The sequence below is a fragment of the Streptomyces sp. WAC 04229 genome (genome assembly GCF_003947455.1).
Lineage (GTDB): Bacteria > Actinomycetota > Actinomycetes > Streptomycetales > Streptomycetaceae > Streptomyces.
In genome coordinates this window covers 1-23,544 of sequence record NZ_QHJH01000054.1, presented here as the reverse complement: position 1 = coordinate 23,544, position 23,544 = coordinate 1, and the positions used below count along the sequence as shown (strand labels likewise).

At 71.4% G+C, this 23,544-nt stretch carries 19 protein-coding genes and 1 pseudogene; 12 read left to right on the top strand and 8 right to left on the bottom strand.

Annotated elements, in window-relative coordinates; translation table 11 throughout:
- The first annotated feature begins 48 nt into the window (after positions 1-48).
- The gene (locus DMH12_RS17020) at positions 49-2,316 is read left to right on the top strand and encodes a cation-translocating P-type ATPase (protein WP_125492429.1); all 2,268 of its coding nucleotides are present in this window, start codon (positions 49-51) and stop codon (positions 2,314-2,316) included.
- 651 nt (positions 2,317-2,967) lie between these two features.
- Here DMH12_RS17020 and DMH12_RS17015 read toward each other — a convergent pair.
- The 3 genes from DMH12_RS17015 to DMH12_RS17000 all read right to left on the bottom strand — a co-directional run bounded on the left by DMH12_RS17015 (position 2,968) and on the right by DMH12_RS17000 (position 7,540).
- Positions 2,968-4,278 carry a citrate synthase gene (locus DMH12_RS17015; protein WP_185832363.1) on the bottom strand — a complete coding sequence of 437 codons (1,311 nt, stop codon included), beginning with the start codon at positions 4,276-4,278 and terminating at the stop codon, positions 2,968-2,970.
- Between the two features lie 225 nt (positions 4,279-4,503).
- Positions 4,504-6,771 carry an ATP-dependent RecD-like DNA helicase gene (locus DMH12_RS17005; protein WP_125492428.1) on the bottom strand — a complete coding sequence of 756 codons (2,268 nt, stop codon included), beginning with the start codon at positions 6,769-6,771 and terminating at the stop codon, positions 4,504-4,506.
- Positions 6,772-6,862: 91 nt separating this feature from the next.
- A complete protein-coding gene (locus DMH12_RS17000) occupies positions 6,863-7,540 on the bottom strand; it encodes a TetR/AcrR family transcriptional regulator (RefSeq protein ID WP_260474236.1) in 678 nt (225 codons plus the stop codon).
- A 111-nt stretch (positions 7,541-7,651) separates the two neighbouring features.
- On the opposite strand from DMH12_RS17000, the gene DMH12_RS16995 reads away from it, so the two are divergent.
- A complete protein-coding gene (locus DMH12_RS16995; protein ID WP_125492426.1) occupies positions 7,652-8,041 on the top strand; it encodes a VOC family protein in 390 nt (129 codons plus the stop codon).
- A 39-nt stretch (positions 8,042-8,080) separates the two neighbouring features.
- A complete protein-coding gene (locus DMH12_RS16990; protein WP_125492425.1) occupies positions 8,081-8,680 on the top strand; it encodes a dihydrofolate reductase family protein in 600 nt (199 codons plus the stop codon).
- A gap of 150 nt (positions 8,681-8,830) precedes the next feature.
- Here DMH12_RS16990 and DMH12_RS16985 read toward each other — a convergent pair whose 3' ends face one another.
- Positions 8,831-9,358 (bottom strand): sugar O-acetyltransferase, encoded by a 528-nt coding sequence (locus DMH12_RS16985; protein WP_125492446.1) that lies wholly within the window; start codon positions 9,356-9,358, stop codon positions 8,831-8,833.
- Positions 9,359-9,471: 113 nt separating this feature from the next.
- Here DMH12_RS16985 and DMH12_RS16980 point away from each other — a divergent pair, with 113 nt between their 5' ends.
- Positions 9,472-10,401 (top strand): LysR family transcriptional regulator, encoded by a 930-nt coding sequence (locus DMH12_RS16980; RefSeq protein ID WP_125492424.1) that lies wholly within the window; start codon positions 9,472-9,474, stop codon positions 10,399-10,401.
- 178 nt (positions 10,402-10,579) lie between these two features.
- Here the strand turns inward: DMH12_RS16980 and DMH12_RS16970 are convergent, their stop codons facing one another.
- Positions 10,580-11,587, bottom strand: a complete 1,008-nt coding sequence (locus DMH12_RS16970; protein WP_260474233.1) for an RNA polymerase sigma-70 factor — start codon at positions 11,585-11,587, stop codon at positions 10,580-10,582.
- A gap of 130 nt (positions 11,588-11,717) precedes the next feature.
- Here DMH12_RS16970 and DMH12_RS16965 point away from each other — a divergent pair, with 130 nt between their 5' ends.
- From DMH12_RS16965 to rbsD, 7 genes are all read left to right on the top strand, one after another.
- On the top strand, positions 11,718-12,203 hold the full coding sequence (locus tag DMH12_RS16965) for a carboxymuconolactone decarboxylase family protein (protein WP_125492422.1): 486 nt from the start codon (positions 11,718-11,720) through the stop codon (positions 12,201-12,203).
- A 238-nt stretch (positions 12,204-12,441) separates the two neighbouring features.
- Positions 12,442-12,969 carry a DUF1062 domain-containing protein gene (locus tag DMH12_RS16960; protein ID WP_185832362.1) on the top strand — a complete coding sequence of 176 codons (528 nt, stop codon included), beginning with the start codon at positions 12,442-12,444 and terminating at the stop codon, positions 12,967-12,969.
- A 146-nt stretch (positions 12,970-13,115) separates the two neighbouring features.
- A complete protein-coding gene (locus tag DMH12_RS16955) occupies positions 13,116-14,150 on the top strand; it encodes a LacI family DNA-binding transcriptional regulator (RefSeq protein ID WP_125492420.1) in 1,035 nt (344 codons plus the stop codon).
- Positions 14,147-15,682 carry a sugar ABC transporter ATP-binding protein gene (locus DMH12_RS16950; protein WP_125492419.1) on the top strand — a complete coding sequence of 512 codons (1,536 nt, stop codon included), beginning with the start codon at positions 14,147-14,149 and terminating at the stop codon, positions 15,680-15,682. Before DMH12_RS16955 ends, DMH12_RS16950 begins: the two co-directional genes overlap by 4 nt.
- On the top strand, positions 15,672-17,627 hold the full coding sequence (locus tag DMH12_RS16945; protein WP_125492418.1) for a substrate-binding domain-containing protein: 1,956 nt from the start codon (positions 15,672-15,674) through the stop codon (positions 17,625-17,627). Before DMH12_RS16950 ends, DMH12_RS16945 begins: the two co-directional genes overlap by 11 nt.
- A 121-nt stretch (positions 17,628-17,748) precedes the next feature.
- Positions 17,749-18,651 carry a ribokinase gene (locus tag DMH12_RS16940; RefSeq protein ID WP_125492417.1) on the top strand — a complete coding sequence of 301 codons (903 nt, stop codon included), beginning with the start codon at positions 17,749-17,751 and terminating at the stop codon, positions 18,649-18,651.
- Positions 18,648-19,037, top strand: a complete 390-nt coding sequence (gene rbsD / locus DMH12_RS16935) for a D-ribose pyranase (protein WP_125492416.1) — start codon at positions 18,648-18,650, stop codon at positions 19,035-19,037. Before DMH12_RS16940 ends, rbsD begins: the two co-directional genes overlap by 4 nt.
- A 175-nt stretch (positions 19,038-19,212) precedes the next feature.
- On the opposite strand, the gene DMH12_RS16930 is transcribed toward rbsD, so the two are convergent.
- The 3 genes from DMH12_RS16930 to DMH12_RS16920 are packed head-to-tail and all read right to left on the bottom strand — an operon-like array spanning position 19,213 to position 22,384.
- Positions 19,213-20,028 (bottom strand): sugar phosphate isomerase/epimerase, encoded by an 816-nt coding sequence (locus DMH12_RS16930; RefSeq protein WP_185832366.1) that lies wholly within the window; start codon positions 20,026-20,028, stop codon positions 19,213-19,215.
- A gap of 47 nt (positions 20,029-20,075) precedes the next feature.
- A complete protein-coding gene (locus DMH12_RS16925) occupies positions 20,076-21,236 on the bottom strand; it encodes a dihydrodipicolinate synthase family protein (protein WP_125492414.1) in 1,161 nt (386 codons plus the stop codon).
- Positions 21,233-22,384 (bottom strand): Gfo/Idh/MocA family protein, encoded by a 1,152-nt coding sequence (locus tag DMH12_RS16920; protein WP_185832361.1) that lies wholly within the window; start codon positions 22,382-22,384, stop codon positions 21,233-21,235. The genes DMH12_RS16925 and DMH12_RS16920 overlap by 4 nt, the downstream gene beginning before the upstream one ends.
- Before the next feature lie 191 nt (positions 22,385-22,575).
- Between DMH12_RS16920 and DMH12_RS16915 the strand changes: the two are divergent.
- Positions 22,576-23,526 (top strand): annotated as a pseudogene (locus DMH12_RS16915) (LacI family DNA-binding transcriptional regulator); the annotation flags it as partial.
- Positions 23,527-23,544 lie beyond the last annotated feature (18 nt).

The window sequence follows — 23,544 nt, the reverse complement described above, 5'->3', positions numbered from 1 at the left end:
CCGGCCGGGCCGCGTACGGTCCGGCCGGACCCGTCTGGAGCCCGGCCCATGACCAGCACCACCGCGGACACCGCCACGACCGCCCAGGCCGCCGAACCCGACCTCGCCGAGGTCGAGCTGCTCATCGGCGGGATGACCTGCGCCGCCTGCGCGGCCCGGGTCGAGAAGAAGCTCAACCGCATGGACGGCGTCACCGCCACGGTGAACTACGCGACCGAGAAGGCCCGGATCACGCACCCGGCGACCACCACCGTCGCCGACCTGATCACCACCGTCGTACGCACCGGGTACACCGCCGAGGAGCCCGCGCCGCCGCCGGAGCCGGAGAGTCCCGAGGACGCGGCGGCGTCCGGACCCGCCGCCGATCCCGAGTCGGCCGCCCTGCGCGGACGTCTGGTCGTCTCCGCCCTGCTCGCCGCCCCCGTGGTGCTGCTCGCGATGGTCCCGGCGCTCCAGTTCGACAACTGGCAGTGGCTCTCGCTCACCCTGGCCGCGCCGGTCGTCGTCTGGGGCGGGCTGCCGTTCCACCGCGCCGCCTGGACCAACGTCCGGCACGGCGCGGCCACCATGGACACGCTGGTCTCGCTCGGCACGCTCGCGGCGTTCGGGTGGTCGCTGTGGGCGCTGTTCTTCGGGGACGCGGGCATGCCGGGCATGCGGCACGGCTTCGACCTCACCGTCTCCCGCACCGACGGCGCCTCCGCGATCTACCTGGAGGCCGCCGCCGGGGTCACCGTCTTCCTCCTGCTCGGGCGCTGGCTGGAGGCCCGCTCCAAGCGCCGGGCCGGGGCCGCGCTGAGGGCGCTGATGGAGCTGGGCGCGAAGGACGTCGCCGTCCTGCGCGAGGGCCGCGAGGTGCGGATACCGGTGGCCCGGCTGGCGGTGGGCGACCGGTTCGTCGTCCGGCCGGGCGAGAAGATCGCCACCGACGGGACGGTGGCCGAGGGCGCCTCGGCGGTGGACGCCTCACTGCTGACCGGCGAGTCCGTGCCGGCCGACGTGGGCGTCGGCGACGCCGTCACGGGCGCCACGGTCAACGCCGGGGGCCGGCTGGTGGTCGAGGCGACCCGGGTCGGCGCGGACACCCAGCTGGCCCGGATGGCGCGGCTCGTGGAGGACGCGCAGAGCGGCAAGGCAGAGGTGCAGCGGCTGGCCGACCGGGTGTCCGGGGTCTTCGTGCCCGTCGTGCTGCTGATCGCCGCCGCCACCTTCGGCGGGTGGCTGGGGGCGACCGGGGACGCCGTCGCCGCGTTCACCGCCGCCGTCGCCGTACTGATCATCGCCTGCCCGTGCGCGCTGGGCCTGGCCACGCCGACCGCCCTCATGGTGGGCACCGGCCGGGGTGCCCAGCTCGGCATCCTCATCAAGGGCCCCGAGGTCCTGGAGTCCACCCGGCGGGTCGACACGGTCGTCCTGGACAAGACCGGCACCGTCACCACCGGCCGGATGACCCTGCACGAGGTGTACGCCGCCGAGGGCACCGGCGAGGAGGAGGTGCTGCGGCTCGCGGGCGCCGTCGAGCACGCCTCCGAGCACCCGGTCGCCCGCGCGGTCGCCGCCGGTGCCGAGGAGCGGGTCGGCCCGCTGCCGGACGTCGGGGAGTTCGCGAACGTCCCCGGGCGCGGCGCGCGCGGTCGCGTGGAGGGCCGTGAGGTGGCCGTGGGGCGCCTCCACGACGAGCTGCCGCCCGACGTGGCCCGCGCCAGGGACGAGGCCGAGAGCAGGGGCCGTACGGCCGTCGTGGTCGGCTGGGACGGCGCGGCGCGCGGGGTCCTCGCCGTGGCGGACGCCGTCAAGGAGACCAGCGCCGAGGCGGTGGCCGAGCTGCGGCGGCTGGGCCTCACGCCCGTGCTGCTGACCGGCGACAACCGGCGCGTCGCCGAGTCCGTCGCCGCCGCCGTCGGCATCGACGAGGTGATCGCCGAGGTGCTGCCCGAGGAGAAGGTCGCCGTGGTGGAGCGGCTGCGGGCCGAGGGCCGTACGGTCGCCATGGTCGGGGACGGCGTCAACGACGCGGCCGCGCTCGCCACCGCCGATCTGGGGCTGGCGATGGGCACGGGGACGGACGCGGCGATCGAGGCGGGCGACCTGACGCTGGTCCGCGGTGACCTGCGGGTGGCGGCGGACGCGATCCGGCTGTCCCGGCGGACGCTCACGACGATCAAGGGAAACCTCGTGTGGGCCTTCGGCTACAACGTGGCCGCGCTGCCGCTGGCCGCCGCCGGGCTGCTGAACCCGATGATCGCGGGCGCGGCGATGGCCTTCTCCTCGGTGTTCGTGGTCACCAACAGCCTGCGGCTGCGGGCGTTTCACTGAGGTCTCGATGCGGTGGCCCCTCTGGAGTCCGGCACGTACCTCACATAAGCTCTTCACAAGGCTCGCGCATCTTCCTTACGCTGGAGTCCCGGTCGACGTATCGGGGCCCTTGCGCCAGTAAGGGACATATGCAGCATATGCAAGAGACGCAGATCACAGTGATGCGAACGTAACCATCGAAGGGGTTCGAAGGTCTAAGTTGGCGATGTCAGGGAGCGTCTTGGGGGGCGCCACCTGGCATCTGGGGATGTCTTGGGGGACTTTCCCAGAGCTGCGTTGCCGGGACACGTACACCGGGAAGCTTTGAGCGGCCCTCCCGGGCGTGCGCTGTCCCGGCAGACCGCACGACAGTACGAACGCACGACACGTATGGACGCATGACACGTACGAGCACGACGCGTACGAGCACGACACAGCGAATTCAGGCGCTGTCCTCACAGACGCCCGGCCGGATCCCGTGGGGGGAATCCGCACCGGGACATGGGAAGGCGCCCTGGATCGTCGGCCCGTGGGGGGACCGGCGCCAGGGCGCCTTCTGCTGTTCCGGGGCAGGGACGTCCCGGTGCGCGCGCACTCCGGACACGAGAGAGTCCCGTACCGCTCCGGGCGGTGCGGGACTCTCCTGGTGCGCGTGCGGGGGTGCCTTGCGGCTCAGCGCTCCTCGACCGGGACGAAATCGCGCTCGACGACGCCGGTGTAGATCTGGCGCGGGCGGCCGATGCGGGAACCCGGCTCCTTGATCATCTCGTGCCACTGGGCGATCCAGCCCGGGAGGCGGCCGAGGGCGAACAGGACCGTGAACATCTCGGTCGGGAAGCCCATGGCCCGGTAGATCAGACCGGTGTAGAAGTCGACGTTCGGGTAGAGGCTGCGCGAGACGAAGTAGTCGTCGGAGAGCGCGTGCTCCTCCAGCTTCAGGGCGATGTCCAGCAGCTCGTCGGACTTGCCGAGGGCGGAGAGCACGTCGTGCGCGGCGGCCTTGATGATCTTGGCGCGCGGGTCGAAGTTCTTGTAGACCCGGTGGCCGAAGCCCATCAGGCGGACGCCGTCCTCCTTGTTCTTCACCTTGCGGATGAAGGAGTCGACGTCACCGCCGGCGTCGCGGATGCCTTCCAGCATCTCCAGCACCGACTGGTTGGCGCCGCCGTGCAGCGGGCCCCAGAGCGCGTTGATGCCGGCGGAGATCGAGGCGAACATGTTCGCCTGCGAGGAGCCGACCAGGCGGACCGTGGAGGTCGAGCAGTTCTGCTCGTGGTCCGCGTGCAGGATCAGCAGCTTGTCCAGGGCGGAGACGACGATCGGGTCGAGCTCGTACTCCTGCGCCGGCACGGAGAAGGTCATCCGCAGGAAGTTCTCGACGTAGCCGAGGTCGTTGCGGGGGTAGACGAACGGGTGACCGATCGACTTCTTGTACGCGTAGGCCGCGATCGTCGGAAGCTTCGCGAGCAGCCGGATGGTGGAAAGGTTGCGCTGGCGCTCGTCGAACGGGTTGTGGCTGTCCTGGTAGAAGGTCGACAGCGCCGAGACCACCGACGACAGCATGGCCATCGGGTGGGCGTCGCGCGGGAAGCCCTTGTAGAAGTTCTTGACGTCCTCGTGCAGCAGGGTGTGCTGCGTGATGTCGTCCTTGAACGAGGAGAGCTGGTCGACGGTGGGCAGCTCGCCGTTGATCAGCAGGTAGGCGACCTCCACGAAGGAGGAGCGCTCGGCCAGCTGCTCGATCGGGTAGCCGCGGTACCGGAGGATGCCGGCCTCGCCGTCCAGATAGGTGACGGCGGATTTATAGGCGGCGGTGTTGCCGTAGCCGCTGTCCAGCGTCACCAGACCGGTCTGGGCGCGGAGCTTCCCGATGTCGAAGCCCTTGTCACCGACGGTGCTGTCGATCACCGGGTAGGTGTACTCGTCGTCGCCGTACCGCAGTACTACCGAGTTGTTGGTGTGCTCGCTCACGTCTTCCCTCACCGACGTAGTGCCTCATCTTCGAGGTGCCCTGACTGTCTCTACCATCCCCCACTTGGCTCAGGAGAGTGCACTCGGGGTCGACCATCGGGCCTATCGGCGGCACTCAGTGCCGCCAACTTGCTCATCCTGCCCCCTCTTTCCCGCTTCCGGAAGTGCTCTGTGACCTTTGCGACTCGTTTGATCGATCATTTTTTTCACACGGGTCGAGAGGTTTACCGGAAGGTTTCAGGGGCGAGGGCCCGCCAGCCGGAAGTCGAGCGCCGTACAGCGCCGGCCGGCCGAGACCGTGCGCACCGCCTGTCCGATCGCCCTGCGGGAACCGACGAGGACGACCAGCTTCTTGGCCCGGGTGACCGCCGTGTACAGCAGGTTCCGCTGGAGCATCATCCAGGCGCCGGTGGTCACCGGGATGACGACCGCCGGGTACTCGCTCCCCTGGGAACGGTGGATGGTCACCGCGTAGGCGTGGGCCAGTTCGTCCAGTTCGTCGAATTCGTACGGAACCTCCTCGTCCTCGTCCGTCAGTACGGTGAGGCGCTGGTCCACCGGGTCGAGTGAGGTGACCACGCCGACGGTGCCGTTGAAGACGCCGTTCTCACCCTTCTCGTAATTGTTGCGAATCTGGGTGACCTTGTCGCCGACCCGGAAGACACGGCCGCCGAACCGCTTCTCCGGCACGTCGGGACGGCCCGGGGTGACGGCCTGCTGGAGCAGTCCGTTCAGCGTGCCCGCGCCGGCCGGTCCGCGGTGCATGGGAGCGAGGACCTGCACGTCCCGGCGCGGGTCGAGGCCGAACCTGGCGGGGATGCGGCGGGCGGCGACGTCCACGGTGAGGCGGCCGGCCTCCTCCGTGTCGTCCTCGACGAAGAGGAAGAAGTCCTTCATGCCGTCGGTGACGGGGTGCTGCCCGGCGTTGATGCGGTGGGCGTTGGTGACGACGCCGGACTGCTGGGCCTGCCGGAACACCCGGGTGAGGCGGACGGCCGGGACGGGGCCGCCGTCGGCGAGCAGGTCCCGCAGCACCTCCCCGGCGCCGACGCTGGGGAGCTGGTCGACGTCACCGACGAGCAGCAGGTGGGCGCCCGGGGGGACGGCTTTGACGAGTTTGTTGGCGAGGAGGAGATCGAGCATGGATGCCTCGTCGACCACGACGAGGTCGGCGTCGAGCGGCCGGTCCCGGTCGTAGGCGGCATCGCCGCCCGGCTTCAGCTCCAGCAGGCGGTGCACGGTCGACGCCTCGGCGCCGGTCAGCTCGGCGAGGCGCTTGGCGGCCCGGCCGGTCGGGGCGGCGAGCACCACCTTCGCCTTCCTGGCACGGGCCAGTTCGACGATCGAGCGGACGGTGAAGGACTTGCCGCAGCCGGGTCCGCCGGTGAGGACGGCGACCTTCTCCGTGAGGGCGAGCCTGACGGCGGCCTCCTGCTCGGGGGCGAGGTCGGTGCCCGTGCGCTGCTTCAGCCATCCCAGCGCCTTGTCCCAGGCCACGTCCTGGAAGCCGGGCATCCGGTCCTCGTCGGTGCGCAGGAGGCGGAGCAGCTGGGCGGAGAGGGACAGCTCGGCGCGGTGGAAGGGGACGAGGTAGACGGCGGTGACGGGCTCGCCGCCCTCCGGGTCGGGGATCCGCTCCCGCACCACGCCGGGGTCGTCGCCGTCCTCGGCCGGCTCGGCCGCCAGTTCGGCGAGGCATTCGATGACGAGGCCGGTGTCCACCTGGAGCAGCTTCACCGCGTCGGCGATGAGCCTCTCCTCGGGGAGATAGCAGTGCCCTTGGTCGGTCGCCTGCGAGAGCGCGTACTGGAGGCCCGCCTTCACCCGGTCCGGGCTGTCGTGCGGGATGCCGACGGACTGGGCGATCTTGTCGGCGGTCAGGAAGCCGATGCCCCAGACGTCGGCGGCCAGGCGGTACGGCTGGTTCTTCACGACGGAGATGGAGGCGTCGCCGTACTTCTTGTAGATGCGGACCGCGATCGACGTCGACACCTCGACGGTCTGGAGGAAGACCATGACCTCCTTGATCGCCTTCTGCTCCTCCCAGGCGTCGGCGATCTTCTTGGTCCGCTTGGGTCCGAGGCCGGGGACCTCGATGAGCCGCTTGGGCTCCTCCTCGATGACGGTGAGGGTGTCGAGTCCGAAGTGCTGTGTGATGCGGTCGGCGAAGACCGGCCCGATGCCCTTGACCAGGCCGGAGCCGAGGTAGCGCCGGATGCCCTGGATGGTGGCCGGCAGGAGGGTCGTGTAGTTCTCCACGTGGAACTGCTTGCCGTACTGGGGATGCGACCCCCAGCGTCCCTCCATCCGCAGGGACTCCCCGGCCTGCGCGCCGAGCAGCGCGCCGACGACGGTGAGCAGGTCACCGGCGCCGCGGCCGGTGTCGACGCGGGCGACCGTGTAGCCGTTCTCCTCGTTGGCGTACGTGATGCGTTCCAGGACGCCGGTGACTTCGGCGAGGCCCGCCCGGCTCCCCCGGTCCGCACCGCTTCCCGCGCCGGACACCGCCCCACCTGCCCCTTCGCGTCCCCGTTCCGAGTCCTGGAAGGAGGCTACCGGGAGCCACCGACAGGCCGAGTGGTCGGCGCTCTCGGCCTCAGGCGATCGCGTAGTCGTGGATGGCCGGTTCGAGAAGACCGAAGGCGCGTGCCGCTTCCTTCGCGACGGTCTCGGCGATCTCGTCGTGTGTGTGTCCGGCCAGGGTGAGGTCCTGAATGCGCTGGAACAGGACGCGGTGCACGGCGCCGAGCAGCGCGGCGACGGTGCGGACGGTCATGTCGTTGGGCCGTGCGCCGACGGCCTCGGCGAGGGCCTCGGCCAGCGCCTGCTCGCGCCGGTCGTGCAGGGTGCGCAGGCACGCCGACAACGTGGGGCTGTCGTCGACCATGCGGGAGAACTCGGGGCCCGCGAATCCGGCGACCGGGTCCTGCGCCGCGACAGAGGAGTCGAAGGCACGGCGAAGCGCCGCGAGGGCGGACTCCCCGGGGCGGCGGGAGGCCACGGTGCGCGCCAGCGTGGCGCTGAACTCGTCCTGGTGGTCGAGGGCCAAGTCCTCCTTGCGCGCGAAGTAGTTGGTCACCGTCTTCTTCGCGACGCGGGCCGCCGCCGCGATCTCGGCGATGGTGGTGTCCTCGAAGCCCTGCTCGATGAAGAGCCGGGTCGCGTGGTCGGAGATCAGCTGTCGCGTCTCCCGCTTCTTCGCCTCGCGCAGGCCAGGTGGGGCGGTGGCGTCGGCTGCGGTGGCACTCGCCGGGGGGCTCGTCCTCGTCTCCATCTCCATGAGGCGAATCTTACCTCCGTAGTAAAAATAGGTTTACAGCACTGAGCGCATGGAAGTAATCTTACTACCGACGTAAGATCAGCTCTCCAGGGAAGGAAACCCCGCTTGAGGATCACCGCCTCCACCGTGTCTCTCACGGTCGAAGACGTCGCCGCCTCCCGCCGCTTCTTCACCGAGCACCTCGGCTACCAGGAGCAGGCCGCGGCCGAGGGATTCGCCTCCCTCACCCGTGACGATGCCGCCGTCGACATCGTCCTGCTCCGGCGGGGCATCGACGTCCTGCCGCCCGACCAGCGCGACCGGCACGCCGACGGACTGATCCTCGCCTTCACCGTCACCGGGCTCGAAGCGGAGGAGAAGCGACTGCGCTCCGAGGGCGTCGACATCACGATGCCGCTGCGCGAAGAGCCGTGGGGAGAGCGCCTGTTCCAGGTCACCGACCCCAACGGGGTCGTCGTCCAGCTCGTCGAATGGGCCGCACCGGACCCCTCCTGATTCCGATCCGATCACGCAGACCGAACGAAGGAGCACCGCGTGCGAAAGCTCGTGTACTACATCGCCACCACGCTGGACGGCTTCATCGCGGGCCCGGACGGCGCCGACCCCACGGGCCCGGACGGCTTCTGGCCGATCCCCGAGGACTACATCCGGCACCTGGTGACGGAGTACCCGGAGACCTTGCCCGTCCAGGCCCGGGCGGCGCTGTCCGTCACCGCGCCCGGCACACACTTCGACACCGTCCTGGAAGGACGGCGCAGCTACGAGATCGGCCTCAAGGCGGGCATCACCGACGCCTACCCCCACCTGCGTCACCTGGTCTTCTCCCGGACCCTCACCGAGAGCCCGGACCCGGCCGTCGAACTGGTCGCCGGCGACCCCGTGGACAAGGTGCGTCAGCTGAAGCGGGAGGACGGCAAGGACATCTGGCTGATCGGCGGCGCGGAACTGGCCGGCGCCCTGTACGGCGAGATCGACCGGCTCATCCTCAAGATGGCACCGCTGACCATCGGCGCCGGAATTCCGCTCTTCTCCGACAAGGCCACGTTCGATCCGCGCGGCTGGCAACTCACCGGCCGCACCGTGCTCGACAGCGGCGCGGCGTTCATGACCTTCACGCGGGCCACCGGCGAGTGAGGTCGTCCCCGCGGTTCCCAGGAGCGCGCGTAGCCGGGCGTCGCCGGCTTCAGCCCCGCGATGGGACACCCAAGCCGTGTGGCAGGAAACGCGGGCGGCCGGCCACCTGGTGAGGCCGCCCGCGATCCGCCGATGTCGGCCCTGCCCGGTTCAGTCGACCGTCTTGATCACCCGGGCAGGGACTCCCCCGACCAGGGTGCCGGCAGGAACATCACGACTGACCACCGCACCAGCGGCGACGACCGCACCGGCACCGATGGTCACCCCCTGCAGGATCACGGCCGACGTCCCGATCCAGACGTCGTCCTCGATGACGATCGGGGCGAAGGAGAGGTACTCGCGACGCTCGGCGAGCGGCAGAGGGTGCCCTCCGGTGATGAGACTGACCTTCGGGGCGATCATGACACCGTCGCCGATGCGGATGCCGCCCTTGTCCATGAACGTGCATCCCTGGTTGACGAAGACGTTCTTCCCGAACGTCGTGTTCAGCCCGTACTCGGTGAAGAACGGCGGGTAGATCGTCACCGACTCCGGGAGCGGGCCACCGAACACAACAGAAAGTAGTTCCGCACGACCTTTGCTGTCGCTGAACGGCAGCACGTTCAGTCGAGACGTCGCGTCGGTCACCTCTTCGATGCGCTCCGCATGGCATGCGAACTCGGGTGTTTGGACATACATGACCTGCTCTGTGCGGGTGGACATGCGACGATCCCACCACCCTGAAGAGTGCGTGATCAAACAACCGCAGACCTGCCAGAAACAACCACCTGTTGTGGCAGTAGGTTGAAGACGTGGATGTGGAAGCGCTGCGGACGTTCGCGGCAGTCGCCGGGACCGGCCAGTTCCAGGCGGCGGCGGACGAACTCGGAATCAGCCAGCAGGCGGTCTCCAAGCGGATCGCGACCCTGGAGCGACACCTCGGGGCCACGCTCCTGGTGCGCACCTCGCGAGGCTCCCGGCTGAGCCTGGACGGGCAGGTCTTCCTGCCGCACGCCAGGAAGGTCCTCGCGGCCGTCGAGCGGGCCGAACAGGCCGTGCGCCCCGGAAGCCGGCCCTTGCGCATCGACGTCCTCAACCGGCGCATCGCTCCGGCCCAGGCCGTCTACCGGTTCTACCGCCCCCGCCCCGAGATGAACCTGGACGCGGTCACACTGAGCGACGAGAACGCCGCCCAGGCCGCCCAAGCGGTGCTCGAAGGGACCGTCGACGCGTCCTTCCGCGCCCTGCCGGCGGACCAGGTCCCAGCCGGGATCAGCGCCGAACGGCTCCTGGACGCACCGCTGGAGGTCCTGGTCGGGCCCGGCCACCCGTTGGCGAACGCCCCGTGGGTCAAGCCCGCGGACCTGGCCGGCCACCGCATCTGGATCCCCGGGATCAGGCCGGGCACGGAGTGGGCGGCGTTCTATCAGGCACTGTCCGAGGCCTTTGGTCTGAGCATCGACGCGCTCGGCCCCAACTTCGGTGACGAGGCCCTGATGGACGCGCTGGCCGACTCGGCCTCGCTGGCCACCCTCGTCGGCGGCGGGGACCGGTACCTGTGGCCCCACACCCACGACCTGCGCCGCATCCCGTTGCGCGAACCGACCCCGGTGTACGCGCACATGCTGCTGTCCCGGACCGGAGACCGGCACCCCGTACTGACCGCACTGCGCGACCATCTGCGCTCTTCGAGGCAGAGCACCCCGGACGACGTATGGCTGCCGGAGTGGATGGACCGCTGACCGGACACCCTTTCCACGCCTGGCACACCTTCACGCCCGAGAGGGCCCGGGCCAACGGGTTCGAGGACGGCAGCACCGTGCGCGAGATGATCCGGCACGGGCCCGCCCTCGTCTCCGGGCTCAAGACGCTGCGGGAGACCGGGGATACGCGCCCCAGCCCCAGCCCCAGCCCCAGTAGTCAGCGGTGCAGGGTGGTCTCCCGTTCCATGCGTGTGAGCTTCTCGGGGTTGCGCACCGCGTACAGGCCGGAGATGCGGCCGTCGTCGAAGCGCACCGCCATGACCGTGTCCAGTTCGCCGTCGAGGCGGATGACCAGGGCCGGGTGGCCGTTGACCTGGGCCGGGTGCATCGACATCGCGACGGGCAGCTTGACCAGGCCGCCGAGCAGCAGGCGGGCCACCTTGTCGGCTCCCATGACGGGCCGCAGGATGGCCTGCTTGATGCCGCCGCCGTCGCCCAGCATGACGACGTCCGGGGCGAGGATGTCGAGCAGGCCCTGCAGGTCGCCCGTCCGCACGGCCCGCTGGAACGCATCCAGCGCGTCCCGGCTCTCGGCGCGGGAGACGACGCCGCGCGGCCGGCGGGCCGCCACATGCGCGCGGGCCCGGTGCGCGGTCTGACGGACGGCGGCCGGGGTCTTGTCGACGGCATCGGCGATCTCGTCGTACTCCAGGGCGAACACCTCGCGCAGCACGAACACCGCCCGCTCGGTCGGCGTGAGCGTCTCCATGACCAGCATCATCGCCATCGAGACGCTGTCGGCCAGTTCGATGTCCTCGGCCACGTCGGGGGTGGTGAGCAGCGGCTCGGGCAGCCACTCGCCGACGTAGGACTCCTTGCGGCGGCCGAGCGTGCGCAGCCGGGTCAGTGCCTGGCGCGTGGTGATCCGGACCAGGTAGGCGCGCCGGTCGCGCACCGAGTCGAGGTCGACGCCCGCCCAGCGCAACCAGGTCTCCTGGAGGACGTCCTCGGCGTCGGCGGCCGAGCCGAGCATCTCGTAGGCGACGGTGAAGAGGAGGTTGCGGTGGGCGACGAAGGCCTCGGTGGCGGGGTCCGGGGGGCCGCCCCCGGGGTCCGTGCGTTCGTCGCCCGCGCCCGCCCCGGTCGTCGCGTCCTGTTCGTGGCTGCCGTACTCGCTCATGACCAGCTGCTTCCGCTCGTTCGCCTTCGACGGTGTCACGCGCACAGGACGCCGGCCACCGCCGGTCTGTGACATCCCCCGCCGGTGTTCCAGGTCACACCCGCCTCCCGTCACAGGGTCCGGGGCGGCGGCGTCTTGTGTGCGTCAACGCGGCACCGAGAGTGAGGACGGGGTCATGGAAACCCGATTCAACCTGTTCGAGAACGAGATCGGCGGCCGGTTCGCCAAGCGGTTCGCCGGCGTCGCCCTGGTGCTCCAGCAGTCGTCGCTGCCGAAGTCCACGCAGGAGCTGATGGCGCTGCGGGCCAGCCAGATCAACGGCTGCGGGCACTGCATCGACATGCACACCAAGGAGGCCACGGCCGCCGGGGAGAGCGCGGTCCGGCTCCACCTGGTCGCGGCCTGGCGCGAGTCCACCGTGTTCACCGAGGCCGAGCGGGCGGCGCTGGCCCTCGCCGAGGAGGGCACCCGGCTCGCCGACGCCCACCAGGGCGTGTCCGACGAGACCTGGGCCCAGGTGCGCAAGCACTACGACGACGACCAGATCGCCTCACTGGTCGGCACCGTCGCCATGATCAACGCGGCCAACCGGCTCGCCGTGATCACCCACCAGGCGGGCGGCTCCTACGAGGCCGGCAAGTTCGACGCGGCCTTCGACTGAGACCTGCCCGGCCGGACGGCGGCGCGGCTCCCCCGGTGAAAACCGGTGGAGCCGCGCCGCCGTGCGCAACTACCCTCCTGCCGGACCGAGTCGTCTGGTGAAGGGCGGGCCGTTGTACACCGCGTGAGACCCCCCGAGTGCTGATCTGTCGCGCGTCGCACCTGTGCGCCGTGCTGCTTTCCGCTGCGGATTCTCACACTGAAACCGGTGTACTCCTGTGCTCAACGACTGGGTTGTCATGCCCACTTGCCTGCCACTCGTCCTCCGCCGCTGCCACGCGTGCGGGGGCGGGCGCTTCCGGGCGAACGGCAAATTCCGCGCCAACGCCCACCACAAGCTCATCGACGCCTGGCTCCTCGTGCTCTGCACCACCTGCGGGGGCACCGCCAAGCTCACGGTCTTCGAGCGCATGCGCGTGCGCTCGGTGCGGCCCGAGCTGCTGGACCGGCTGCACGGCAACGACCCCGCCCTGGCGGCGGAGTTGCTCCAGGATCCTGGCGTCCGGCGCCGTAATCGCGTCGCCCTCGACTGGGCCGGTGCCTGGCGCCTCGACACCGGGGGGTCGGACCACCTGGACCGCGAGGTGATCGACGTCTCGGTCCGCTTCGCCGCCCCGATCCCGGTCCGGCCGGTGCGGCTGATCGCCGAAGGGTGCGGTCTCTCCCGGGCCGAGGTCGAAAGGCTGGCCGCGGAGGGGAAGGTCGTCTCGGCCGTCCGGCTGGGCGCCCGACTCAGCGGCGACTTCACCTTCACGCTCAAGCGCTGAGGCCGCTGAAGCCGCCGAGGTCGCCGGCAGCCGCGCCGAGACCCGGTCACGATTGGGTCTCGGCGCGGCACCACCCCTTGCCCCAAGCTCCTGCAATCGTTTCCAATCCTCCGTGTAATCGATTCCACGAGGAGGTGGAAACGGCGATGGCGAGCATCAAGGACGTCGCCGCCGAGGCGGGCGTCTCCGTCGCGACGGTCTCGCGCGCGCTCAACGGCCACCCGTCGGTCAGCGCCGCCGCGCGCCGCCGCGTACTGACCGCGGTCGAGACGCTGGGCTACCGCCCGAACGCCGTCGCCCGGTCACTGCGCACCGACCAGACCCGCACCCTCGGCCTGGTCATCAGCGACGTCATGAACCCGTACTTCACGGAACTGGCCCGCTCCGTCGAGGAGGAGGCCCGCGCGCTCGGCTACAGCGTCATCATCGGCAACGCCGACGAGCGGCCCGATCTCCAGGACCACCACGTGACGACGCTGCTGGACCGCCGGATCGACGGGCTCCTCGTCTCCCCCACCGACGGCGGCTCCCCGCACATGCTGGCCGCCGCGCGGGCCGGGACGCCCATGGTCTTCGTCGACCGGTGGATCCCCGGCGTGGACGTCCCCGTCGTCAGGTCGGACGGGCGGGCCGCCGTACGGGACCTCGTCGCCCACCTGCACGGGCTCGGGCACCGCCGGCTCGCGATCATCGCCGGGCCCGCCGCCACCACCACCGGACGCGAGCGCGTCGACGCCTTCCGCGAGGCGCTCGGCGCGTACGGGCTGCCCCTCCCCGGCGCCTACATCGGGCAGGGCGACTTCCAGGCGGACAGCGGCCGCCGGGTCACCGAGGGCTTCCTCGCCCTGCCCGAGCCGCCCGAGGTCGTCTTCGCCGCCGACAACCTGATGGCGCTCGGCGCGCTGGACGCCGTACGGGCCCGGGGTCTTCGAGTCCCCGAGGACATCGCGCTCGCCGCGTTCGACGACATCCCGTGGTTCGTGCACACCGATCCGCCGGTCACCGCGATCGCCCAGCCCACGCGCGACCTCGGGCGGGCCGCCGTCCGCGCGCTCGTCGACCGGATCGGGGGGCGGACCGGCGAGTCCGTCACCCTCCCCGCGCGGCTCGTCGTCCGCCGCTCCTGCGGTGAGGCGAACCCACAGGAACACCCGTCCCCCGTACGAAGGAGTACGCCGTGAGCAGCCGCAGTCCGGACGAGTTGCTGCGCATCGAGGGCATCCGCAAGACCTTCCCCGGCGTGGTCGCGCTCGACAGCGTCGACTTCGACCTGCGCCGGGGCGAGGTGCACGTGCTGCTCGGTGAGAACGGCGCGGGCAAGAGCACCCTCATCAAGATGCTCTCCGGCGCGTACACCCCCGACGCCGGTCGGATCCTGGCCGGTGGCGAGGAGGTGCGCATCCACGGTGCGCAGGACTCCGAGCGCCTCGGGATCGCCACCATCTACCAGGAGTTCAACCTCGTCCCCGACCTGACGGTCGCCGAGAACATCTTCCTGGGGCGGCAGCCGCGCCGCCTGGGAATGATCGACCGGAAGAAGATGGACGCGGACGCCGAGGTGCTGCTGAAGCGGGTCGGCCTGAGCGTGTCCCCCCGCACGCGCGTGCGGGAACTCGGCATCGCGCGGCTCCAGATGGTCGAGATCGCCAAGGCGCTCAGCCTGGAGGCGCGCGTGCTCATCATGGACGAGCCGACCGCCGTGCTGACCTCCGAGGAGGTCGAGAAGCTGTTCGCCATCGTGCGGCGGCTGCGCGAGGACGGCGTCGGGATCGTGTTCATCACGCACCACCTGGAGGAGATCACCGCCCTCGGCGACCGCGTCACCGTCATCCGGGACGGGCGCAGCGTCGGCCAGGTGCCCGCCTCCACCCCCGAGGACGAGCTGGTACGGCTCATGGTCGGGCGGTCGATCGAGCAGCAGTACCCGCGTGAGCGCACCGGCACCGGTGAGGCGCTGCTCAAGGTGGAGGGGCTGACCCGGGACGGTGTCTTCCACGACGTCGGCTTCGAGGTGCGGGCCGGTGAGGTCGTCGGCATCGCGGGCCTCGTCGGTGCCGGGCGGACCGAGGTGGCGCGCGCGGTGTTCGGCGCCGACCCCTACGACGCCGGGACCGTGCACGTCGCGGGCGCGCCGCTGCGGCGGCACGACGTGAACGCCGCCATGGCCGCCGGGATCGGGCTGGTGCCCGAGGACCGCAAGGGGCAGGGGCTCGTCCTGGACGCGTCGGTCGAGGAGAACCTCGGGCTCGTCACCCTTCGGTCGAGCGCCCGCGCGGGGCTCGTCGACCTCAAGGGCCGGCGTGCGTCGGCGGAGCGGATCGCCGGGCAGCTCGGTGTGCGGATGGCCGGTCTCGGCCAGCACGTGCGCACCCTCTCCGGCGGCAACCAGCAGAAGGTCGTCATCGGCAAGTGGCTGCTGGCGGACACCAAGGTGCTCATCCTCGACGAGCCGACGCGCGGCATCGACGTCGGCGCCAAGGTCGAGATCTACCAGCTCGTCAACGAACTGACGGCCGCCGGCGCCGCCGTGCTCATGATCTCCAGCGATCTGCCCGAAGTACTCGGCATGAGCGACCGGGTGGTCGTCATGGCGCAGGGACGGGTCGCCGGTGAACTCCCCGCCGAGCGGGCCACCCAGGACGCCGTCATGGCGCTCGCCGTCAGCACCCCCCACACCGATGGAACCGGAACGGAGGCCGACCGTGGCCACTGACACGCTCAAGAGCAAGCCGGGCGCGCAGGGCGCCTCGGGCGGTGTGCGCCGCCTGCTGCTGGAGAACGGCGCGCTGACCGCGCTGATCGTCCTCGTCGTCGCCATGTCGGCGCTCTCCGGGGACTTCCTGACCGCCGACAACCTGCTCAACGTCGGCGTCCAGGCGGCCGTGACGGCGATCCTCGCCTTCGGTGTCACCTTCGTCATCGTCTCGGCGGGCATCGACCTGTCGGTCGGCTCGGTCGCCGCGCTGTCGGCCACCGTGCTGGCCTGGAGCGCCACCGAGGCCGGGATACCGGTCGCGCTCGCGGTGCTGCTGGCCGTCGCGACGGGCATCGCCTGCGGTCTGGTGAACGGTTTCCTGATCTCGTACGGGAAGCTGCCGCCGTTCATCGCGACGCTCGCCATGCTGTCGGTCGGGCGCGGTCTGTCGCTGGTCATCTCCCAGGGGTCGCCCATCGCCTTCCCGGAGTCGGTCTCGCACCTCGGGGACACGCTCGGCGGGTGGCTGCCGGTGCCGGTGCTGGTGATGATCGTGATGGGGCTGATCACCGCGTTCGTCCTCGGGCGGACCTACATCGGCCGCTCCATGTACGCCATCGGCGGCAACGAGGAGGCCGCGCGGCTGTCCGGGCTGCGGGTCAAGCGGCAGAAGCTCGCCATCTACGCCTTCTCCGGCCTGTTCGCCGCCGCCGCGGGCATCGTGCTCGCCTCCCGGCTCTCCTCCGCGCAGCCGCAGGCCGCGCAGGGCTACGAACTGGACGCCATCGCCGCCGTCGTCATCGGCGGTGCCTCGCTCGCGGGCGGTACCGGCAAGGCGTCCGGCACGCTGATCGGCGCGCTGATCCTCGCGGTGCTGCGCAACGGCCTCAACCTGCTGTCCGTCTCCGCGTTCTGGCAGCAGGTCGTCATCGGTGTGGTCATCGCGCTGGCGGTGCTCCTGGACACCCTGCGGCGCAAGGCCGGCGCGACCACCCCCGCGGCCGGGACCTCCGGCGGCGGGAACCGGGGCAAGCAGGCGCTGACGTACGTCGTCGCGGCGGTCGTCGCCGTCGCGGTGGTCGGCGCGACCTCGCTGCTGCACAACGGATCCTCGGGCGGCACGTCGAAGAAGGTCGGGTTGTCGCTGTCGACGCTGAACAACCCGTTCTTCGTGCAGATCAGGGACGGGGCGGAGGAGCAGGCGAAGAAGCTGGGCGTGGACCTGACCGTCACCGACGCGCAGAACGACGCCTCCCAGCAGGCGAACCAGTTGCAGAACTTCACCAGCGAGGGCCTGTCCTCGATCATCGTCAACCCGGTGGACTCGGACGCCGCGGGCCCCTCGGTGCGCTCGGCGAACAAGGACGACATCCCCGTCATCGCCGTGGACCGCGGCGTCAACGACGCAGAGACCGCCGCGCTGGTCGCCTCCGACAACGTCGAGGGCGGTGAGCTGGGCGCCAAGGCCCTCGCCGAGAAGCTCGGCGGCAAGGGCACGATCGCCATCCTCCAGGGCCAGGCCGGCACCTCCGCCAGCCGGGAGCGCGGGGCGGGCTTCGCGGCCGGCCTCGAGGAGTACCCGGGGATCAAGGTGGTCGCCAAGCAGCCCGCGGACTTCGACCGCACCAAGGGCCTGGACGTGATGACCAACCTGCTCCAGGCGCACCCGGACATCGACGGCGTCTTCGCGGAGAACGACGAGATGGCGCTCGGCGCGATCAAGGCGCTGGGTTCCAAGGCGGGCAAGTCGGTCCAGGTCGTCGGCTTCGACGGCACGCCGGACGGGCTGAAGGCGGTCCAGCAGGGCACGTTGTTCGCGTCCGTCGCGCAGCAGCCGAAGGAACTGGGCAGGATCGCCGTACAGAACGCGCTGCGGGCGGCCGAGGACAAGAAGGTGGAGCAGACGGTGAAGGTGCCCGTGAAGGTGGTCACCAAGGAGAACGTGGCCGGCTTCGAGGGCTGACAGAGGCGCACGGGAGTGCACGGGCGGACGGTCGCGGCGACCGTCCGCCCACCTCACTCGGTTCACTCGGATCATTCGGGTTCACTCGGATCACCGGATCACTCGGATCGGAGAACGACTGATGTACGACTACGACCTCCTGGTCGTGGGGTCGGCCAACGCCGACCTCGTGATCGGCGTGGAACGGCGGCCGGGCGCCGGGGAGACGGTGCTCGGCTCCGACCTGAGCGTCCACCCGGGAGGCAAGGGCGGGAACCAGGCGGTGGCCGCCGCCCGGCTCGGCGCCCGTACGGCCCTGCTGGCCAGGGTCGGCGACGACGGCCACGGACGGCTGCTCCTCGACGCGCAGCGCGCGGCCGGTGTCGACACGGTCGGCGTGCTGGTGGGCGGCGCCCCGACCGGCGTCGCGCTGATCACCGTCGACCCGTCGGGTGACAACAGCATCGTGGTCTCGCCGGGCGCCAACGGCCGGCTGACGCCGGGCGACGTCCGCGCGGCCGCCAGCCTCTTCCACGCCTCCCGGGTCGTCTCCACGCAGCTGGAGATCCCGCTGGAGACGGTCGTGGAGGTGGTCCGGAGTCTGGCGCCGGACAGCCGCTTCGTGCTGAACCCGTCGCCGCCGCGTCCGCTGCCGCCGGAGGTCCTCGCGGCCTGCGACCCGCTGATCGTCAACGAGCACGAGGCGAAGGTGATCCTCGGCGACGCCGTGGTCAGCGAGCGCCCCGAGGACTGGGCCCGCATCCTGCTGGCCAAGGGGCCGCGTTCGGTGGTCGTGACCCTGGGCGCCGAGGGCGCGCTGGTGGCGTCGGGCGCGGGCGTCTCGCGGGTGCCGTCGGTGAAGGTGGACGCCGTGGACACGACGGGCGCGGGCGACGCGTTCACCGCGGCGCTGGCCTGGCGGCTCGGCACCGGCGACTCGCTCGCCGAGGCGGCGGCGTACGCGGCGCGGGTGGGCGCGGCGGCGGTCACGAAGGCGGGGGCGCAGGAGTCGTACCCCACCGCGGCGGAGGCCGAGGCGCTGTGAAGAGGGCAGGGATACTCAACCGCCACCTCGCGGGCGCGCTCGCCGAACTCGGGCACGGCGACGGGGTCCTGGTGTGCGACGCGGGCATGCCCGTCCCGAACGGCCCGCGCGTCGTCGACCTGGCCTTCCGCGCCGGGGTGCCGTCCTTCGCGGAGGTGCTGGACGGTCTGCTCGCCGAGCTGGTCGTGGAGGGCGCGGTGGCGGCGACGGAGGTGCGGGAGGCCAACACCGGCGCCGCGGCACTGCTCGACGGCCACTTCCCCGGCCTGACCCTGGTCCCGCACGAGCGGCTCAAGGAGCTGTCGGCGGGTGCGCGTCTGATCGTCCGCACCGGCGAGGCCCGGCCGTACGCGAACGTGCTGCTGCGGTGCGGGGTCTTCTTCTGACGGGTGCCGGCCGGGGACGCCGAAAACTTTGAGAGGGCCCGGTCGCGACCGGGCCCTCTCGGGTTTCCCCTCCCCTTCAGAACCCCACGGATCCCCCCCCGGGTCCCCCCACAGGGGTTCTGATGCCACGTACGACCCGCGGGGTGCCGAAAGGGTTGCACGCGTCACCGTGAATTTATTTTTCCGGCCCGGCGTCCCCCGCGTGGGCGGCGAACCGCTCCGCCGTCTCGGCGAGTACCTCGCGTCCGTCGCGCGCCCACAGCGCCTCGTTGAACAGTTCGACCTCGATGGCGCCGGTGTATCCGGCCGCCTCCACGTAGCCCTTCCATTCCCGCATGTCGATCGCGCCGTCGCCGATCTGGCCGCGGCCGTTGAGGACGCCCTCGGGCAGGGGGGTGGTCCAGTCGGCGAGCTGGAAGGTGTGGATGCGGCCGCCCGCCCCGGCCCGGGCGATCTGCTCGGGCGCCCGGTCGTCCCACCAGACGTGGTACGTGTCGACGGTGACGCCGACCTGGTGGGCGGGGAAGCGTTCGGCCAGGTCCAGGGCCTGGGCGAGGGTGGAGACCACGCAGCGGTCCGAGGCGTACATCGGGTGCAGCGGCTCGATGGCGAGGCGTACGCCGTGCTGCTCGGCGTAGGGGGCGAGTTCGGTGAGGGCGTCCGCGATGCGTTCGCGGGCGGCGCGCAGGTCCTTGTGGCCGGCAGGGAGGCCGCCGGAGACCAGGACGAGGGTGTCGGTGCCGAGGGCGGCGGCCTCGTCGACGGCACGGCGGTTGTCGGCCAGGGCGGCGGCGCGCGCCTCCGGTTCGACGGCCGTGAGGAATCCGCCGCGGCACAGGGTGGTGACGGTCAGGCCCGCGTCGCGGACCAGCTTGGCCGCCGCCTCGACGCCGTACGCCTGGACCGGCTCGCGCCACAGGCCGACGTTGCCGATGCCCAGGTCGCGGCAGGCGGTGGTCAGTTCGGGCAGCGTCAGCTGCTTGACCGTCATCTGGTTGATGCTGAAGCGGGTCAGGCCGGGGGCCGGGCGGGTGTCGCTCACTGGGTGACTCCGTACAGGTCGAGCAGGGTGCGCATGCGCTCCTCGGCGAGTTTCGGGTCCGGGAAGAGGCCGAGGCCGTCCGCGAGTTCGTAGGCGCGGGCGAGGTGCGGCAGGGAGCGGGCCGACTGGAGGCCGCCGACCATCGTGAAGTGGCTCTGGTGGCCGGCCAGCCAGGCCAGGAACACCACGCCCGTCTTGTAGTAGCGGGTAGGGGCCTGGAAGAGGTGGCGGGAGAGTTCGACGGTGGGGTCGAGGAGGGCACGGAAGCCCTCCGTGTCGCCGGTGTCGAGGTGGCGGACCGCCTCGGCGGCCAGCGGGCCCAGGGGGTCGAAGATGCCGAGCAGGGCGTGGCTGAAGCCCTGTTCGTCGCCCGCGATCAGCTCCGGGTAGTTGAAGTCGTCCCCGGTGTAGCAGCGCACGCCCCGCGGGAGGCGGCGGCGCAGGTCGATCTCGCGCCGGGCGTCGAGGAGGGAGACCTTGATGCCGTCGACCTTGTCGGGGTGGGCGGCGATGACCTCCAGGAAGGTGTCCGTCGCCGCATCGAGGTCGGACGAGCCCCAGTAGCCCTCCAGCGCCGGGTCGAACATCGGGCCCAGCCAGTGCAGGACGACCGGTTCGGCGGACTGGCGGAGGAGGTGGCCGTAGACCTCCAGGTAGTCGTCCGGGCCCTGCGCGGTCGCGGCGAGGGCCCGGGAGGCCATGAGGATGGCCTGGGCGCCCGACCCCTCGACGAGGGCGAGCTGTTCCTCGTAGGCCGCCCGGACCTCGGCGAGGGTGCCGGCCGTGAGCTGGTCGGTGCCGACGCCGCACGCGATGCGGCCGCCGGTCGCCCGCGCCTCGGCGGCGGATCGGCGGATCAGCTCGGCCGCCGTGGCCCAGTCCAGGCCCATGCCGCGCTGGGCGGTGTCCATCGCCTCGGCGACGCCGAGTCCGTGGGACCACAGGTGGCGGCGGAAGGCGAGGGTGGCGTCCCAGTCGACGGCGGCGGGCGAGTCGGGGGTGGTGTCGGCGAACGGGTCGGCGACCACGTGCGCCGCCGAGAAGACCGTCCTGGAGGTGAAAGCGCTTCCCGGGGCTTCCCGGGTGACGGCGAGCGGCTCGGTGCGCGGCTCGTGGGCGCGCAGGGTGCCGTCCGCGCCCGGCAGGTGGAGGGTCACAGCGAGATCTCCGGTACGTCGAGGCGGCGGCCCTCCGCCGAGGACCTCAGGCCCAGTTCGGCGAGCTGGACGCCGCGGGCGCCGGCCAGCAGGTCCCAGTGGTAGGGGGCGTCGGCGTAGACGTGCTTGAGGAACAGCTCCCACTGGGCCTTGAAGCCGTTGTCGAAGTCGCCGTTGTCCGGGACCTCCTGCCACTGGTCGCGGAAGGCCTCGGTGGCGGGGATGTCCGGGTTCCAGACCGGCTTGGGGGTGGCGGAGCGGTGCTGGACACGGCAGTTGCGCAGGCCGGCCACCGCCGAGCCCTCGGTGCCGTCGACCTGGAACTCGACCAGCTCGTCGCGGTTGACACGCACCGCCCAGGAGGAGTTGATCTGCGCGATGGCGCCGCCGTCCAGCTCGAAGACGCCGTAGGCGGCGTCGTCGGCGGTGGCGTCGTAGGGCTTGCCGTTCTCGTCCCAGCGCTGCGGGACGTGGGTGGCGGTGAGGGCCTGTACGGACTTCACCCGGCCGAACAGCTCGTGCAGGACGTACTCCCAGTGCGGGAACATGTCGACGACGATGCCGCCGCCGTCCTCGGTGCGGTAGTTCCACGAGGGGCGCTGGGCCTCCTGCCAGTCGCCCTCGAAGACCCAGTAGCCGAACTCGCCGCGCACGGACAGGATCCGGCCGAAGAAGCCGCCGTCGACGAGGCGCTTGAGCTTGAGCAGGCCGGGGAGGAAGAGCTTGTCCTGGACGACGCCGTGCCGGACGCCCTTCGCGTCGGCGAGGCGGGCGAGGTCGAGGGCTCCGTCCAGGCCGGTGGCGGTGGGCTTCTCGGTGTAGACGTGCTTGCCCGCGGCGATCGCCTTCCTGATCGCCTCCTCGCGGGCCGAGGTGACCTGGGCGTCGAAGTAGATGTCGACGCTGTCGTCGGCCAGGACCGCGTCCAGGTCGGTGGAGACGTGGTCGAGTCCGTGCCGTTCGGCAAGCGCCTTCAGCGCGTGTTCGCGGCGGCCGACCAGGACCGGCTCCGGCCACAGCACGGTGCCGTCGCCCAGGTCGAGGCCGCCCTGTTCGCGGAGGGCCAGGATGGAGCGGACGAGGTGCTGGCGGTAGCCCATGCGCCCGGTCACGCCGTTCATGGCGATACGCACCGTCTTGCGTGTCACGTCATTCCCTTCGTACGAGCCGTACGCCCAGTAGCAAGCGCTTTCTATGCAGAACGAAGCTAGCCTGTGAACGGTGGTCTGGACAAGACCGCGATTCGGGTGAGTTGTTCGAGGGGGCGAACGACGACGCGTGGTGGCCGTAGGGTCACCGCGACGGCGTTCGGCTCACGCGCGATGCGGAGGACGAGGACATGACGGTGACACTTGCGGACGTGGCGGCCCGCGCCCAGGTCTCCCCCGCGACGGTGTCGCGCGTGCTGAACGGGAACTACCCGGTGGCCGCCACCACCCGGGAGCGGGTGCTGAAGGCGGTCGACGAGCTGGACTACGTGCTCAACGGCCCCGCGAGCGCCCTGGCCGCGGCCACGTCCGACCTGGTCGGCATCCTGGTCAACGACATCGCCGACCCCTTCTTCGGCATCATGGCCGGCGCCATCCAGTCCGAGATCGGCGGGCCGGGCGGCAGAGCGGGCGGCGAGCGGCTCGCGGTGGTCTGCAACACCGGCGGCTCCCCGGAGCGCGAGCTGACCTACCTCACCCTGTTGCAACGCCAGCGCGCGGCGGCCGTCGTGCTGACCGGCGGGGCGATGGAGGACGCGGCGCACCAGGCGGCGGTGGCGGCGAAGCTGCGGAAGCTGACGGAGGCCGGGACGCGGGTGGTGCTGTGCGGGCGGCCGCCGGCGCCGGAGACCGGGGCCATCGCGCTGACCTTCGACAACCGCGGGGGCGGCCGGGAGCTGACCGAGCACCTGCTCGGGCTCGGCCACCGGCGGCTCGGCTACATCGCCGGCCCCCAGGAGCGGACCACCACCCGGCACCGGCTGGAGGGGCACCGCGCCGCGCTCGCCGCGCACGGCGTCGAGGAGGACCCCCGCTGGACGGTCCACGGCCGCTACGACCGGCAGTCCGGGTACGAGGCGACGCTGGAACTCCTGCGCAGGGATCCGTCCCTGACGGCCGTCGTCGCCGCGAACGACTCCGTCGCGCTGGGGGCATGCGCGGCGCTGCGGGACTCGGGGCTGCGGATCCCGGACGACGTGTCCGTGGCGGGCTTCGACGATCTTCCGTTCAGCATCGACGCGGTGCCCGCGCTGACGACGGTCCGGCTGCCGCTGGCGGAGGCGGGGGCGCGGGCACCGCGTCGATGCTGAACGGAAGAT

Bases quoted from the DNA above. Each gene is read 5' to 3' on its own strand.
- DMH12_RS17020 (WP_125492429.1), top strand. From the start codon at position 49: ATGACCAGCACCACCGCGGACACCGCCACGACCGCCCAGGCCGCCGAA.
- DMH12_RS17000 (WP_260474236.1), bottom strand. From the start codon at position 7,540: ATGGAGACGAGGACGAGCCCCCCGGCGAGTGCCACCGCAGCCGACGCC.
- DMH12_RS16985 (WP_125492446.1), bottom strand. From the start codon at position 9,358: ATGTATGTCCAAACACCCGAGTTCGCATGCCATGCGGAGCGCATCGAA.
- DMH12_RS16965 (WP_125492422.1), top strand. From the start codon at position 11,718: ATGGAAACCCGATTCAACCTGTTCGAGAACGAGATCGGCGGCCGGTTC.
- DMH12_RS16960 (WP_185832362.1), top strand. From the start codon at position 12,442: ATGCCCACTTGCCTGCCACTCGTCCTCCGCCGCTGCCACGCGTGCGGG.
- DMH12_RS16955 (WP_125492420.1), top strand. From the start codon at position 13,116: ATGGCGAGCATCAAGGACGTCGCCGCCGAGGCGGGCGTCTCCGTCGCG.
- DMH12_RS16940 (WP_125492417.1), top strand. From the start codon at position 17,749: ATGTACGACTACGACCTCCTGGTCGTGGGGTCGGCCAACGCCGACCTC.
- DMH12_RS16930 (WP_185832366.1), bottom strand. From the start codon at position 20,028: ATGACGGTCAAGCAGCTGACGCTGCCCGAACTGACCACCGCCTGCCGC.